Annotated in this window: 14 protein-coding genes; 10 read left to right on the top strand and 4 right to left on the bottom strand. The window is 73.4% G+C overall.

Annotation, left to right across the window (positions count from 1 at the left end; genetic code table 11):
• The first annotated feature begins 268 nt into the window (after positions 1 to 268).
• From AC1DXK_RS27100 to AC1DXK_RS27075, 6 genes are all read left to right on the top strand, one after another.
• Positions 269 to 1,135, top strand: coding sequence for an alpha/beta hydrolase (locus tag AC1DXK_RS27100; RefSeq protein WP_457108602.1), 867 nt, complete (start codon positions 269 to 271; stop codon positions 1,133 to 1,135).
• Positions 1,136 to 1,384: 249 nt separating this feature from the next.
• Positions 1,385 to 3,190, top strand: coding sequence for an HWE histidine kinase domain-containing protein (locus AC1DXK_RS27095; protein WP_477299479.1), 1,806 nt, complete (start codon positions 1,385 to 1,387; stop codon positions 3,188 to 3,190).
• Between the two features lie 344 nt (positions 3,191 to 3,534).
• Positions 3,535 to 3,864: a hypothetical protein gene (locus AC1DXK_RS27090; RefSeq protein WP_457108604.1), complete on the top strand. Its 330-nt coding sequence runs from the start codon at positions 3,535 to 3,537 to the stop codon at positions 3,862 to 3,864.
• 195 nt (positions 3,865 to 4,059) lie between these two features.
• Positions 4,060 to 4,737, top strand: a complete 678-nt coding sequence (locus AC1DXK_RS27085) for a carbonic anhydrase (protein WP_457108605.1) — start codon at positions 4,060 to 4,062, stop codon at positions 4,735 to 4,737.
• 3 nt (positions 4,738 to 4,740) lie between these two features.
• Positions 4,741 to 6,309, top strand: coding sequence for a SulP family inorganic anion transporter (locus AC1DXK_RS27080; protein WP_457108606.1), 1,569 nt, complete (start codon positions 4,741 to 4,743; stop codon positions 6,307 to 6,309).
• A gap of 393 nt (positions 6,310 to 6,702) precedes the next feature.
• Positions 6,703 to 7,062, top strand: a complete 360-nt coding sequence (locus tag AC1DXK_RS27075; protein ID WP_457108607.1) for a hypothetical protein — start codon at positions 6,703 to 6,705, stop codon at positions 7,060 to 7,062.
• Between the two features lie 36 nt (positions 7,063 to 7,098).
• Here AC1DXK_RS27075 and AC1DXK_RS27070 read toward each other — a convergent pair whose 3' ends face one another.
• From AC1DXK_RS27070 to AC1DXK_RS27060, 3 genes are all read right to left on the bottom strand, one after another.
• The gene (locus tag AC1DXK_RS27070; RefSeq protein ID WP_457108608.1) at positions 7,099 to 7,317 is read right to left on the bottom strand and encodes a hypothetical protein; all 219 of its coding nucleotides are present in this window, start codon (positions 7,315 to 7,317) and stop codon (positions 7,099 to 7,101) included.
• Between the two features lie 197 nt (positions 7,318 to 7,514).
• Positions 7,515 to 8,156, bottom strand: coding sequence for a hypothetical protein (locus AC1DXK_RS27065; RefSeq protein ID WP_457108609.1), 642 nt, complete (start codon positions 8,154 to 8,156; stop codon positions 7,515 to 7,517).
• Positions 8,157 to 8,270: 114 nt separating this feature from the next.
• Positions 8,271 to 9,365 (bottom strand): replication protein RepA, encoded by a 1,095-nt coding sequence (locus AC1DXK_RS27060; protein ID WP_457108610.1) that lies wholly within the window; start codon positions 9,363 to 9,365, stop codon positions 8,271 to 8,273.
• 768 nt (positions 9,366 to 10,133) lie between these two features.
• On the opposite strand from AC1DXK_RS27060, the gene AC1DXK_RS27055 reads away from it, so the two are divergent.
• The 4 genes from AC1DXK_RS27055 to AC1DXK_RS27040 all read left to right on the top strand — a co-directional run bounded on the left by AC1DXK_RS27055 (position 10,134) and on the right by AC1DXK_RS27040 (position 13,927).
• Positions 10,134 to 10,976, top strand: a complete 843-nt coding sequence (locus tag AC1DXK_RS27055; protein WP_457108611.1) for a TrmH family RNA methyltransferase — start codon at positions 10,134 to 10,136, stop codon at positions 10,974 to 10,976.
• A 125-nt stretch (positions 10,977 to 11,101) separates the two neighbouring features.
• Positions 11,102 to 11,356, top strand: a complete 255-nt coding sequence (locus tag AC1DXK_RS27050) for a hypothetical protein (protein ID WP_457108612.1) — start codon at positions 11,102 to 11,104, stop codon at positions 11,354 to 11,356.
• A 235-nt stretch (positions 11,357 to 11,591) separates the two neighbouring features.
• Positions 11,592 to 12,884: an MFS transporter gene (locus AC1DXK_RS27045; protein ID WP_457108613.1), complete on the top strand. Its 1,293-nt coding sequence runs from the start codon at positions 11,592 to 11,594 to the stop codon at positions 12,882 to 12,884.
• Positions 12,885 to 13,072: 188 nt separating this feature from the next.
• On the top strand, positions 13,073 to 13,927 hold the full coding sequence (locus tag AC1DXK_RS27040) for an amidohydrolase family protein (RefSeq protein ID WP_457108614.1): 855 nt from the start codon (positions 13,073 to 13,075) through the stop codon (positions 13,925 to 13,927).
• A 121-nt stretch (positions 13,928 to 14,048) separates the two neighbouring features.
• Here the strand turns inward: AC1DXK_RS27040 and AC1DXK_RS27035 are convergent.
• A partial coding sequence (locus AC1DXK_RS27035) for a methyl-accepting chemotaxis protein (protein ID WP_477299478.1) occupies positions 14,049 to 14,933 on the bottom strand: 885 nt, incomplete at its 5' end.

Below are 14,933 nucleotides of genomic sequence, written 5' to 3'. Positions count from 1 at the left end.
GGCGGGTCTGGCAGCCGCCGCGCCCGCCCGCGCGGGTGTTCGCCCCGGCGACGCGGGAGCGGGTCGCCGCGCCCCCCTTCACGGGCTGGGGCTATGGCGGCACGATCCCTGGGGCCGCGCCCGGCTTCTGAATCGCTCGGACGATCCATCCATGGGGATCGTTGGGGATGGTTTGCCGGGCGTCGGGAGCCGGCGCCCCGATCCGCCTCGACCGAGGCCCGGCCGCCTGCCATGGTGCGGGCGATCGGGACAGCCTGAGACAGCCACGATGGTACCGGAGTTCCGCCTGGACGATCCGACCCCCGCGGATCCGCGCCGCCGGTGGGCCGCCCTTGCGCAGGAGGCGCGGAACGCCTGCTACGACAACACCCGCGCGGTGGCCGACAGCGCCGATCAGGTGGCCGCCCGGGATGCCGCCTCGGCGGCCTACCGGGCCGCGCATCCGGCCGGTCTCGACGTGCCGTACGGCCCGGGCGCCCGCAACGCCCTCGACCTCTATCCGGCCCGGGACGGCGCGGCGCCCTGCCTGGTCTTCATCCACGGGGGGTACTGGCAGCGCGGCGCCCGGGAGCTGTTCGCCTGCTTCGCGCAGGGGCCGAACGCCGCCGGCTGGTCGGTGGCGATGGTCGGCTACACCCTGGCGCCGGAGGCGAGCCTCACCCGGATCGTGGCCGAGATCGGCGCGGCCCTCGACTGGCTCGCCGCCCACGGGGCCGCCCACGGGATCCGCGGTCCCCTGGTCCTGTCGGGCTGGTCGGCGGGCGGCCTGCTGACTGCGATGCAACTCGGCCACCCGGCTGTGGCGGCAGGCTTGGCGATCTCCGGCGTCTACGACCTCGCGCCGATCCGCGAGACCGATCTGAACGCCAAGCTGAACCTCACCGACGCGGAGGTCGAGACCCTGTCGCCCCTGCGCCTCCCGGTGGTGGCGAAGCCGCTCTGCATCGCCTACGGCTCCCGCGAATTGCCGGCCCTGATCCACGACGCCCGCAACCTGCACGCCCTGCGGGCAGCGGCCCATGCGCCGGGCTCCCTGCTGCCGGTGCCCGATGCCGAGCACTTCTCGGTCCTCGGCGCCCTGCGTCGGCCGGACGGGATCCTGGTCCGGGCGGCCCATGCCCTCCTCGGGGGCTGACGGCCCGGGCGAAGCGCGAGACGATACGGGTAAATCTGCAACTACCGATAGAAATTATGCTGCCCCGGAGGCGCTCCCGTCTTGCTGAGGCCCGCGTCCCGTGCTGAGACGGGTTCGCGGGCACGAACGCAGTCCCTGCGGGAGCCGGCCGGATCCGAGGGAGATCGGATGCAAGCGGTCGCGCGATCGGCCCCCCCTGCTGCTGCGGCCCCCCCTGCTGCTGCGGACCGGAGCGGCCTCCGCGGCGGGTTGGGCGCGCCGCGGCTGCGCGCCGTGCTGGCGCTGGGCTTCGGTACCCTCGGCCTTCTGGCCACCCTGGCGGTCGCCGCCCTCGTGAGCCGCGAGGCGACCCGACGGCTCGAGGCGGAGGTCGGCGGCCAGCTCACCGAGATCGCCGGCCAGATGGCCCGGAGCCTCGATATCGGGATGTTCGAGCGCTGGCGCGACATCCAGATCGCCGCCGCCTCGGAGAGCCTGCGCGATCCCGAGACCGGGCCGGCCGCCAAGCGGACCGTGATGGCGCGGCTCCAGGCGACCTACCCGGCCTACTCGATCATCGGGCTCATCGACGCCGACGGGCACGTCGCGGTGACCAGCACCGGCGCTCTGGAGGGCGCGGACGTCTCCGGCCGCGATTACTTCCTGGGCGGTCGCGCGGGACCCTATGTCGGGGACGTCCACCCGGCCAAGCTCCTTCAGGCGCCGATGCCGCCGCCCGAGGCCGCCCTGCACGCGGCGACGCGCGAGCCCCTGCGCCTCATCGACGTCGCGGCCCCGATCCGGGCACCGGACGGGCACATGCTCGGCGTGCTGGCAGCCCATCTCGACTGGACCTGGGCGCGCGACATGGCGCAGCTTCTCGAAGGATCGCTCCGGGGCCACCGTGCGGGCGCCGAGATCCTGATCCTGGCCCGCGACGGCACCGTGCTCCTCGGTCCACCTGCCCTGCAGGGGGCTCCCCTGCCCCGGGCGGTCCTGGCGGGCGGCCGTCCCCTCGATCCGCAGGGCACGAGCCGGGTCGGCCCCTGGCCCGACGGCACCGCCGCGTATCTCAGCGCCCATGCCGGCACCGCCGGCCACCGCGACTATCCCGGCCTCGGCTGGCAGGTGGTGGTGCGGCAGACGGCCGACCGGGCGCTGACCTCGGTGACGGCCCTGCGCGGGGGCATCCTGGCGGTCGGCGGCGCGGTGGCGCTCGCGGCAGCGCTCCTCGCGTGGCTGCTCGCCGGCCTGATCGCCCGTCCGCTGCGGGACCTCGCGGTGGCCGCGGAGGCGCTGGGCCGCGACCGGCCCCTGCCGCCCCTGCACCGCTCCTGCGTGCGCGAGAGTGCGATGATCGCCGACGCCCTGGGCGCGGCGGCGGACACGCTCGCCCGGCGCGCGGAGGCCCACCGGCTCCTGATCGATGAACTCAACCATCGGGTGAAGAACACCCTCGCGACCGTGCAGTCGATGGCCGCGCAGAGCCTGAAGAACCTCGGCGGCCCCGCCGCCGCGGGGCGCGACGCGTTCGAGGCGCGGCTGCTCGCCCTGTCGCGCGCCCACGACATCCTGACCCGCGAGAGCTGGGCGAGCGCGGACCTGCGCGGCATCGCCACCCAGGCCCTGCGGCCGTTCCTGGATGAAGCGCCCCCGGGCGAGGATCCTGCGGCCGCGTTGGCGTCGCGCATCACCCTGGAGGGTCCGGACCTGCGCCTGTCACCCGAGGGAGCGCTCGCGCTCACGATGATCCTGCACGAATTGTGCACCAACGCGGTCAAGCACGGCGCCCTGTCGATCCCGGGCGGGCAGGCGGCGCTGGCCTGGACCGTCGAGTCCGGTCCGGAGACCTGCATCCTGCGGATGAGCTGGCGCGAAAGCGGCGGCCCCCCGGTCGTGCCCCCGTCGCGGACGGGCTTCGGCACCCGCCTGCTGGAGCGGGGTTTTGCCGGGAACCGGAGCGCTACCCTCGCGTACGAGGCGGCGGGGCTCGTCTACGAGGCGGTCAATCCCCTGCCCCCCGCCGGCCCCGCGCAGACCCGGCCGACGCCGCGTCCGCGCCCCGGGCGGCCCTGATCCCGCGCCTGCCCGACCCGCGCCTGCCCCATCGGCCGTCGATCCAGCGTCCTCCCGACGTCGCCCCCGCCCCAACGCGGCGGGACGGCGGCCGCCCCTGCCGGTGGCCCGGCAGGACGCGATGCGCGCGTGTCGAAGACAGGTCCGTCTTTAATCCCGCCGACGATTTCGTGAGACGACAAAGACGTGCGCGACCACACCCAGTAATTCAGCGACGAGGATTAAAGTTTTCGTTGGTGTAATGTGCTGAGACGCACACACTAATCCGAAGCGTTTGCCTAGTGTGCACTTGTCGGCAGGGATGCGGTGTCCCTAGCCACAAGACGAACACGCGAGGAAACGCCATGACCCCGTCACGACACCTCCCGGTCCGCGGCACCACGGTCGGTCTCGCTCTGGGCCTCCTGACCGGCCTGCTCGGAGTGCCCCTGGCGGCGCAGGCGGGCGAGGGCGGCGGCGGCAGCCGTCAGGCCGCCGGCGGCGGCCACATGAGTTCCTACATCAGCGATCCCCATCACGACCCGCGCTCGCTCTACTCGCAGCGCGCCGGGACCGGGCAGCTCCTCGGTGCGCCGATGCTTCACGACAGGGCGGGGGCGACGGTCGCGCGCGGCCGGACGGTCGACCCGCACTGGGCCTCCGGAATCGCCGCCCCCCACCGGATCCGGCGCTGAGACCGACAGTCCGGCTCCGGGCCGGCGGTTCGCCCGCCTCCGCCCGGCCCCACCAGCCGGGCGGCCATGATCCGCTTCGAACGCCGCTCAGAACGCCCCTTCCGCACGCTCCGTCCGGCCTCTGACGGGCGCGGCCTGCGCGCATCGCCCGTCCCCGTTCCGTCCTCCGGTTCACCCAGCGTCAGGGTCCCCTTCATGAACACCATCATCCAGGGCATCGCCAGCTTCCAGGGCAGCGTCTTTCCCGGGCAGCGGCAGATGTACCAGCAGCTGGTGCGCGACGGTCAGCACCCCAGCGCGCTGATCATCGCCTGCGCGGATTCCCGGGTCTCGCCCGAACACATCACCCAGGCGGGGCCGGGGGACCTGTTCGTCTGCCGCAACGCCGGCAACATCGTGCCCCCGGCCTCCGACGTGGTCGGCGGCGTCTCCTCGGCGATCGAGTACGCCGTGGTGGCTCTGGGCGTGCGCGACATCGTGGTCTGCGGCCATTCCGATTGCGGCGCCATGAAGGGACTGATGAACCGGGATCTGCTCAAGCGGATGCCCAGCGTCGCGGCCTGGCTGCGCCACGCCGAGGCCGCCGAGCGGATCGTCTGCGAGGCCTATCCCGAGGGGATGGACGCGCAGGCCCGCCACCACGCCCTGGCCCTGGAGAACGTGGTGGTCCAGCTCGCCAACCTGCGCACCCATCCGAGCGTCGCCGCCGCCCTCGCCAAGGGGTCCCTGCGGCTGCACGGCTGGTTCTTCGAGATCGAGACCGGTGCCCTCCTGGCCTATGACGGCGCGGGGGGGCGCTTCCGGCCGATCGCCGGGGCCGACATGCCCGTGGCGCAGGATTCCTCCGCCGGCAGCCGCCTGCAGGCGGCCTGACCCATGCGGATCCCCAACAGCCTGACCGCAGCCCTCGCCCCTGGGGGCGCCGTCCGGACGAACCTCGCCCGGGACCTGCCCGCCTCCGTGGTGGTCTTCCTGGTGGCGCTGCCCCTGTGCATGGGCATCGCCATCGCGTCCGGCGTGCCGCCGGAACGCGGCCTGATCACCGGCATCGTCGGCGGCATCGTGGTCGGCCTCATCGCGGGCTCGCCGCTCCAGGTCAGCGGACCCGCCGCGGGGCTCGCCGTGATCGTGTACGGATTCGTGCAGGCGCACGGGCTCGACGCCCTCGGCCCGGTCCTGGTGGTGGCCGGCCTCGTCCAGCTCGCCGCCGGCGCCCTGCGGGTCGGCGGCTGGTTCCGGGCGATCTCGCCGGCCGTGGTGCACGGCATGCTGGCCGGCATCGGCATCCTGATCGTGCTCGCCCAGATCCACGTCCTGACCGACGCCCTCCCCCGGGCGAGCGGCCTCGACAACCTCGTGGCGATCCCGGCCGCGTTCTTCGACTTCGTCACCGGCGCGGGCGACCGCACCGGCGCCGTGATCGTCGGCGGGATCACCATCGCGGCGATGATCGCCTGGGAGCGGCTGCGCCCGGCGCGGCTCCGGCTCCTGCCCGGGGCGCTGGTCGGCGTGGTGGCGGGCGGCTTGGCGGCCGGTCTCGGGGATCTCGCCGTCAAGCGCGTGGCGGTGCCGGAGGCGCTGTTCTCCGGCCTCGCCCTGCCGGGGGCCGAGGCCTGGGCGCGGCTCGCCGAGGCCGAGATCCTGATCATGGCCCTGGTCATCGCGGTGATCGCCAGCGCCGAGAGCCTGCTGTCGGCGGCGGCCGTCGACCGGATGCATGACGGCCCGCGCACCCGCTTCGACCGGGAACTCGGCGCGCAGGGGATCGGCAACCTGATCTGCGGGCTCCTCGGTGCGCTGCCGATGACCGGGGTGATCGTGCGCTCCTCGGCCAACGTCCAGGCCGGGGCCGTGAGCCGGGCCGCCACGGTGATGCACGGCACCTGGATCCTGGCCTTCCTGCTCGTCCTGCCCTGGTTGCTCGCCCTGGTGCCGACCGCGAGCCTCGCCGGCATCCTGGTGGTCACCGGCTGGCGGCTGGCGAGCCCGGCCCATGCCCTGCACCTGCAGGCCCGGTACGGCTGGCTGACCGCGGCCATCTGGCTCGCCACGATGGCCACCGTGGTGGCGGTGGACCTGCTCACCGGCGTGCTCGCCGGCCTCGCCCTGAGCCTCGTCCAGGCCCTGCCGAGCCTGCGCAAGGGCCGGCTCCGGATCGAGCACGCGGCGGCTCCGGAGGTGCCCGGCGTGCCGGAACTGCGGCTGTCGGGGGCGGCGACCTTCCTGCAGCTGCCGAGCCTCACGGCGGCCCTGGAGCGCACCCCCGCGGGCGGCGAGGTCCGCCTCGCCACCGACAACCTCGCGGCGATCGACCACACCTGCCTGGAGATGATCGGCGATTGGGCGAGCCGGCGCAGCGCCGCCGGCAGCCGGATCGCCGTGGTCGGCGGGTCGGGCGTTCCCCACGACCGGCTCGCCGCCGCGGTGGCGGCGCCGGCCCGCTAGGGCTCGGACGCAGCCACCGCGTCCCTGCGCATGAGCCCTCGGTCCTTGTTGGGGCACCAATCTTCCAAACGCCGCTGACGCTTTCGTTTGGATCGCTGCGCCAGGGCGCCCCGGGCCGGAGGCGAAGCCTCCCCGGCGCGGGGCCTGCCAGGACGGGGACTTCCGACGCGAAGCTCCGAGCCGGCTCCGCGGAGGGGCCACCGGTCCTGCGGGGGGCATCCCGCCGCGGATCCCGGTCCGTCCCGTCGCGAACCCGGGGCCGGCCCCATCTTCAAGACCGGTTAATCCTGAATCTTCGCGCGCCCTTAACGGGATGAACGCCACTCTCGCCCATACGGTAGGCCCGCTGCGCGGGATCGGCCGCCGGAATGAGTCTCGTCAGGAGCTTCGTCGATGATCAGGTTCCTCGCGGCCCCGGCCGCATGCCTGGTCCTGTGCGGCGCCGCAGCGGCACAGGACATGCCCGGCCTCGCGACCCTGAGCCCGCCCGAGGCGGCGCAGCCGGTGACGGCGAGCCCCATCGCGCCGGACGGTACCGTCCCGCCGGGATTGCGACTCGGGGCGGTTCCGGATCAGGCCGCGATCCGGCCCGAGCCCGCACGGACGCCACCCGGCGGCCCCGCGCTCCGAAGCGCCGCATCCGATGCCACGCAGACGACCGCCAGCCTGAAGGCCCCGTCCGCAGCCCCCAAGCCGTGGTGCGCGCAGGAGCGGCGCGTCGGCACCGGTCTCGGATTCTGCCTCGTCAACTGAGCGATCGGCCCGGCCGTACCGGACTCGGCCGCCGGCTCAGGACGCCGCGTAGACCGTGACCTCGTCGAAGGACTCGCCGGCCTCCGGCGCGTAGTCGAGGGAGGCCACGAGGAGCACCAGCACGGCCGCTCCGACGGCCGCGACGGCGAGCAGCCGCGTGATCAGCTCCGCATGGGCGCGGGCGGCGTGGATCACCGCGCAACCGAGCACGAAGGCGCAGACCTGCGCGGCCGGCATGGCAAGGGCCGTCGTCATCGCAACCTCCCGGTGATCCGCCACCGCCGATCTCGTCCATGGCACCCCCGCCCCGCTTGGGCAGCGCCGATGCCCGGAAACGGCCGGCGCCCCGCCTGAACGACGGCAGCCAAGCAGGTTTCCGGCACCCCAACGACCCCAATATGGGGGAGACGGCGACCCGGCCCGGCGTCACGTCTTCGTGACCCGGCCGTCCCTCAGGCGCGTTCCGGATCCGACGATGCCAGGGCGTAGGTGGCCTCGCCGACCCGGATCAGCGGCCCGCCCGGCCCGGCCCGCTTCCACAGGCGCGTGTTGAGGGCTGCCACCGGATCCCGACCGGGCAGGGTGAAGCCCTGCCCGACGAGCTCCTCCAGGATCTCGGACGCGTGCAGCGGCCGGCCCGCGCGCGCGATCGCGGCAGCGGCCGCCTCCACCACGGCCCGGCCGTAGCGGCGGGCGCCGGCGGCATCCTCCGTGAAGGCGATGGCCGGCGGGATCGGGACGCGGCCGCCGGAGGTTTCGGGCCGGGATCCGGAACGCGCCTCCCGAAGGTGTTCGGCCGCCCCCAGGCCGCGCGACGGGGCGCCCGCGCCCGAAGCGGATCCGGACCGGACCTCCGGAACGCCCCGCTCCCGCTCTGACGGAGCGTCGGCAGGATCCCAGGCAGGGTCCCGGGCGGGGACCGTGGGCCGACCGGAAACGGGGGCGGGATCCTGCCGCGCGTCGGACCCGGCGGCCGCCAGGCGGCGGCCGAGTTCGAGATAGAGCACGAGATCGGCGATCTCCCGATCGAGCGCCTCGCGCCGACGCCGCAAGGCGGCGAGCCGCGCCTCGATCTCGGATTCCGACAGACCCACGGGATGTTCCCTCCAGACGGAAGGAATGTATAGGCGTGCCTGGTGCCGTTGGGAATGAGGGCGTGCGGGAATTCCGTCGTGCGTCAGTGAATTCCGTGTTCCGTTCCCAGGGCTCTATTCCTTTGAGCGCTTTCGTATTCCTTTCGAGGCCGGCCGGGGCGGCACGAGCAGCGCGCTCGGATCGGCCGGATGCAGGGTCAGGCCGCCCTCATCGAGCACCAGCGGCAGCCGCGGAAAAACCTCGCGCAGATGCGCGAGGTCCGCCTTGAACGCCTGCCGGAAGCTGCGGATGGAGGCATTCTCGGCCCCGAACTGCGCGTGGAGGTTGGCCCAGGTCAGGCGAAGCGGTCGCTGCAGCGCGCGCAGGCGGTAGCCGGTCCAGAACAGCAGATCGAGCTTGCGCGCCGAGCCCGAGAACGCCCGCGCCGCCCGCACGTCCACCGGCAGGGCGTGCCGGATCAGGGTCTCGTAGAATTCCGGGTCGAACCGCACCGTGCGCCCCGCCTCGTCATCCCCTTCCCCGGCGCGGGGGCGCCACAGTTCGAGGCTGCGGAACGGCGGGACGTTGAGGGTGGTGGCACTGTCGCGCCCGTCCCAGAGGCCGATCTGCATGGAGCAGGCGGCCAGCCGGTTCAGCTGTTCCTTGAACTGCCGGATGGTGCCGCGCTCGCCCCCCGTGACCGCGAAGCCCATCTCGCGCATGAAGCCCGACAGGGTCTCGGCGACCTTCACGGTGGGGCTGCGCTGGCGTACGGCCTCGGTGCAGAGGTGCAGGAGCACCAGCCGGGCCTTGGGGCCGTAAGGCAGACCCTGGGGCTCGAAGGCACCGGTGAGCGGGTCCTTGATCCGGCCCGCGATCAGGCTGAGGGAGTTGCGCCCGTAGCTGCGGGAGAACTCGCGCACCGGCCCGGGGTCGCGGTAGGGCAGGCCGCACAGCGCCAGAACCGAGTGGATGTGCTGGAGGCTCGACGGGAGCGCCGGCTCGTTCTCGATCACGAGGCGCACCGCGTCCCGTCGGCGCTGGTCCCGCGACAGGCCGGCCCGACGGCTTTCCTCCTCGCCGAGGAGGGCGGCCTGGGCGTCGCGCTCGCGCTGGCGGTGCAGCACATGCTCGACGATCTGGGCGAACAGGAAGCCGCCCCGCGCCGCCTCGACCTCGGCCAGCAGGTCCGGGGCGTGGATCCCGGCGATCTTCTCCTCGATGCTCATCGCCCCTCGGCCCGCCGCGCATGGGCGCGTCCCGCCGGTGAACGGACGGGCGGCCCGATCCTGCCATGCCACGATTCGGCCGCCATGGCCCCGGGCCGAGCGGGCTTGTCCCGGCAATCCACGCTTCCCGCGGCGGGTCACGGAGATGCGCGCAGGGACCCGCTGCGGGGAAGCGCGCAGAGTCCGATACGGCCCGGCGCCGGCCCCCCGACCGACGCAGAGTCCGATACGGCCGGCCGGGCGTGTTCCGTCCCCGTTATCCACCGGCCTCGACCCGAATCCGCGCCGAATTGGATACGCCGCGTCGCAGACTCCGATACGCGAACCGCTCGACCCGACGCAGATTCCAATACAGGTTTGCGCAGAGTCCAATGCGGCAGCACGCAGAATCGAATGCGCAAAACCGACCCAACACACTGATCTGGAAGTGAAATCTGACACCCCATATAACCTGCTGAACTGACTCTCTGAAAGATTCGTACAGATAACTTTCCTAGTACGGCGGCGATCGTTCGTTCTGGCGAACGAACCAGAGTCAGCATGGAATGCACAGGGAGAAATGGGAATATTCAGTCGTTGTCCACATTCCTAGCCGGAATCGTCCGCTCGGGCACCGACGGTTGGGTCGGCGGCGTGAGCGAACAGCCCTGCCGCGACAGGACCCACGATGCCGGCTTGACGCGGGCGACGCCTCCCGGTTTGTCGGGTTCTTCCGAGTGGACCCTCAGAGAAGCGTGCGCCGATGCCCCCCGTCCCGATCGCGTCCCGATGACCGACCGCCGCGACGACGACCGGCCTCCCGGTGGTCGATTCTCCAAGCACCGTCCGCCCGGKGCCCGGCGCCCGGGTCCCCGGTCCGGCCACAGGCCGGACGCGGCCCGTCACCCCCGGGAGGGCAGCGACGGCCCAACGGTGCTCTACGGCTGGCATCCCGTGGTCCAGGCCCTGGGCAACGCGGCGCGGGGCCTGCACCGGCTGCTCGCCACCGAGAACGCGGTCGCGCGGCTGGAGGCCGAGTTCGGCGGCGCCGTGCGGATCACACCGGAACTGGTGCGGCCGAGCGACATCGGCCGCCTGCTCGGCCCGGACGCCGTCCACCAGGGCCTGTACCTGGAGGCCGAGCCCCTGCCAGCCCCCGGCCTCGACGACCTGCCCGCCGACGCGCTGCTGCTGGCCCTCGACCAGATCACGGACCCGCACAATGTCGGGGCGATCGTGCGCACCGCCGCGGCCTTCGGGGTGGCCGGGATCGTCACCACGGCGCGCCACGCGCCGGGCGCCACCGGGGTCCTGGCGAAATCCGCCTCCGGCGGCCTGGAGCACGTACCGTTCGTGACCGTCCGGAATCTCGCCGAGGCCCTGATCGCCCTCGGCGAGCGCGGGTTCACCCGGGTCGGCCTCGATTCCGACGCGCCGGAGAGCCTCGACGCGCTGACGGTCGCCCGGCCGCTGGTGATCGTGCTGGGCGCCGAGGGCAAGGGCCTGCGCGAGCGGACCCGGGGCTGCTGCGATGTCCTGGCCCGGATCCCGTTCTCGGGGGCGATCCGCAGCCTCAACGTCTCGAACGCGGCCGCCATCACCCTCTACGCCCTCGGCCGGTCCGGGGGCTGAGGCGCGATCCGGACACGTTCGGAAACCCGAAGCCGGGGCCGGAAGCCGTTCTCCCACCTAGGCAATCTCCGCACCTTGCCGTACAGTGGCGGATGAGGGGGGCGTAGGCTGGAAGGCTGCGCCGGATGCTGGACGATGCGTTTACCTACGGCGGCTGGGCCTTCAGCCTGCTCGCCGTCGGCGTGTGGATTTGGCTCGCACGGCGGGCCTTCCCGAGCTTCGAAACCTTCGTAAGGGGCTTCGACGACGAATTGCAGCTGGGCGCCAGCCCGGAGGAGCGCGCGCGCAGCGCGCGCTGGCACCAGGTCCGTCAGGCCGCCATGGCTCTGACGGCCGTCGCGGCCCTGTGCCTGTCGATCGGGTTCGCGATTCCCGACTGAGCCCGCCGATCCGGCGGCGGCGCCGGCCCTGAACGCCGGGGCCGCCCGGCGCCGGTCGTTCCTGTTCCGGAGGCCCGGCGTGCTGTACCGGAGCCGCCGAACCGCCCCGGAACCGTCCGGGCGCGGCGGGAGACAGTCAGCCGCGCCGCCATCCGCCGAACGTCCGGCCGCCCTCTCTCCCGGGTTCGCGCGGCCCGCCGTCTCCGACATCGCGGCGCGCCTGGAGCGGCTGCCCATGTCGGGCTACCAGCGCAGGATCTTCGCGATCATCGCCTCGGCGTGGCTCGTCGACCAGATCGACGTGGCCCTCCTGACCTTCCTGCTCGGCGCGATCGTGGCGGCGTTCGGCCTGACGCCGACCGAGGCCGGCCGGCTCGCCGCCATGACCTTCGCGGGCCAGCTCGTCGGCAACATCCTCGCGGGCACCGCCTCCGACCGGTTCGGCCGCAGGGCGGTGTTCCAGGTCACCATGGTGGTCTGGGGCCTGGCGAGCCTCGCGGCGGCGGCCGCCTGGAGCCTGCCCGTTCTGATGGCCTGCCGGTTCCTGATCGGGGTCGGCGTCGGCGGCGAGGCGCCGGTGGCTCAGGCGATGGTCTCGGAGATCGTCCCCGCGCAGGTCCGCGGCAAGTACATCGCGATCCTGGAGGGGTTCTGGGCGGTCGGCTACGTGCTCTCGGGCGCGATCAGCTTCTTCGTGCTGCCCTATCTCGGCTGGCGCTGGGCCTTCGTGGTGGTCGGCCTGCTGTCCCTCGTGGTCCTGGCCGTGCGCCGGTCCATGCCGGAATCGCCCCGCTGGCTCGCCGAGGCCGGCCGAGCCGCCGAGGCCGACGCCGTGATGACCCGGATGGAGCGGGCCACGGGACGGCCCCTGCCCCCGGTCGTGCCCGGCCCGGTCGCCGACGCCGCGCCCGGCCCGCGGCTCGGCGCCGTCGCGACCCTGTTCGCGCCCGAATACCGCCTGCGCACCGTGATGGCCTTCGGCCTGTGGTTCTTCGCGCTGATCGGCTTCTTCGGGCTCAATTCCTGGATCGCCGTGCTGCTCAAGGAGCGCGGCTTCTCCATCGTCGGCTCGGTGGGCTTCGTCACCCTGATCACCCTGGGCGGCATCCCGGGCTTCGCCGCGGCGGCCCAGCTGCTGGAGCGGATCGGCCGCAAGCCGACCACCGCCCTGTTCCTCGTCTGCGCGGCGGCGTCGGCCTACCTGTACGGCAACGCCGTCGGCGAGACCTGGCTGTTCGTCTCCGGTTTCGTGATGCAGCTGTTCATGTTCGGCATGTGGAGCTGCCTCTACGCCTACACGCCGGAGCTGTATCCGACCCGAGCCCGGGCCACGGGGGCCGGCTTCGCCTCGGCCTTCGGGCGGATCGGTGCGATCCTGGGACCGATGATCGTGCCGGTGCTCGTGCGCGACTACGGCCCGGCCGCGGCTTTCCAGGTCGGCGCGGGCGGCTTCCTGATCGCGGCCCTGCTGGTCCTCACCCTCGGGGTCGAGACCCGCGGCAAGGTGCTGGAAGCCGTCTCGCACTGAGACGCGTCCGGATCCGGAGGGTCGGGACGCGCGCGGTGGGTGCGGTGCGAAGCCGTGCCGTCGGGCTCCGACCGTTGCATCGGGGCGCCGCCCCGATCGCCCGCCGAAGCGCCGGTGCCCTTTGGAAATCCGGGACGTCCCGGTAGACAGGACGACACCTCTCGAACGCACTGGAGAATCATAAGACCATGCCCGTCGTGGACATGCGCAGCCGCCCGACCTTCCTGCACCGGTTCTTCGGCGCCGAGGCCGGCACGCCGGAATTCGGCGTCGCGCGCTGGCTGAACGCACGGGTCGGCAGCCGGGAGGTCGAGCACTTCACCCGCGGTGCGACGATCGAGGGCTTCCGCGCCGAGATGGACGGGGCCGGGATCGACGTCGCCGTGATGGTCGCCCGCTCGGTCCCGGGGGTGCGGGTCCCGAACGACGCCCTCGCGGCGGCGGCCCGTCACGACCCGAAGCGCCTCGTCGGAATCGCCTCGGTCGATCCGGTCAAGCTCGGCCGCAAGGCCGCCCTGGCGGAGGCGACGCGCGCCGTGACCGAACTCGGCTTCAGGGGGATCAACCTGGATGCCGGCTTCTACCGGGAGGCGATGAAGGCCGACGACGCGCGGCTGCTGCCGCTCTACGCCCTGTGCGAGGACCTCAAGGTCCCGGCCTTCGTGATGTCAGGTCCGACGACTCCGGACCTGCGCCTCAACGACCCCCTGGCGGTGGACCGGGTCGCCAAGGCCTTCCCGAATCTGCCGATCGTGTGCTGCCACGGGTTCTACCCGAACGTCGCCGAGATGGTGACCGTGGCCTTCCGCAACGCCAACGTCTTCGTCTCGCCCGACATGTACACCTTCGCGCCCGGCGGCGGCCTCTACGTCGAGGCGGCGAACGGCTTCATGAAGGACCAGTTCCTGTTCGGCTCCTCGTTCCCGTTCCGGCCGATGGGCCAGGGCGTGGCCGATTTCCGCGCCCTCGGGCTCTCCGAGGAGGCCCTGGAGGCCGCCCTCTGGCGCAACGCCGACCGGCTCCTCGGTCTCGGGCTGGCGTAGGAAACCCGGGTCCGGAGGGTCGGGACCCTCCGCGGATGCAGCTCGATGGTCGGCCTTCGACCGGTGTCGGGGCTCCGCCCCGACACCCCGCCAAAGGGCCTGCCCTTTGGGAACCCCGTTCTCAGGCGGCCCGGACCCGGGCCAGGAAGCCTTCGACCGCCCCGCGCAGGTCGCCCGCCTGACGGGAGAGGTCGGCCGCCGCCCGCAGCACCTGGGCCGAGCCCTGGCTCGCCGTGCCGGCCGCCGTGCCGACGCCCGCCATGTGGCCCGAGACGCCCCGGGTGTCCTGCGAGGTCTGCGCGGTGGTCCGGGCGATCTCGGCAGTCGCCGCCCCCTGCTGCTCCACCATGGCGGCGATCTCGGCGCCGATCCGGGCGAGGGTGCGGATCACCTCGGTGATGCCGCCGATCGAGCGGACCGAGGCCTCGGTCGATCCGGTGATCTCCGCGACCTTGGCGGCGATCTCCCCGGTGGCGCGCCCCGTCTGCTCGGCGAGGTGCTTGACCTCGGCGGCCACCACCGCGAAGCCCCGGCCCGCCTCGCCGGCCCGGGCCGCCTCGATCGTCGCGTTGAGCGCCAGGAGGTTCGTCTGGCCGGCGATCTGCGAGATCATCGCGACGATCTCCCCGATGCTGCCCGCCGCCTGGGCGAGGCGCTGCACCTCCCCGGCCATCCCGTCGGCGTCCCGGGTCGCGGCGGCGGCGAGGTCGGCCGAGGCCCCGACCTGCACGCCGATCTCCCGGACCGAGGCGGTGAGTTCCTCGGTGGCCGCCGCCACCGTGTCGGCCGAGCGGGCGGCGGATTCCGCGGATCCGGCCACCGCGCGGCTGAGATCGGTCGTGTCCTGGGCGGCCCGGGCCATGCCGTGCGCGGAGGTCTCCAGCTGGGCGGCCGCCGCCGACACCGCCTCCACGATGCCGCCGACCTGGCGCTCGAAGCTGTCGGCGAGGCCGAGCGCGGCCGCGCGCTGGGCGGCGCCGGTCTCCGCGGCGAGCCGGTCCTGCGC

The sequence above is a fragment of the Methylobacterium sp. P3_A11 genome, from assembly GCF_056403155.1.
The sequence above is the reverse complement of the archived record's forward strand: the minus strand, read 5'-3'. Positions and strand labels throughout refer to the sequence as shown.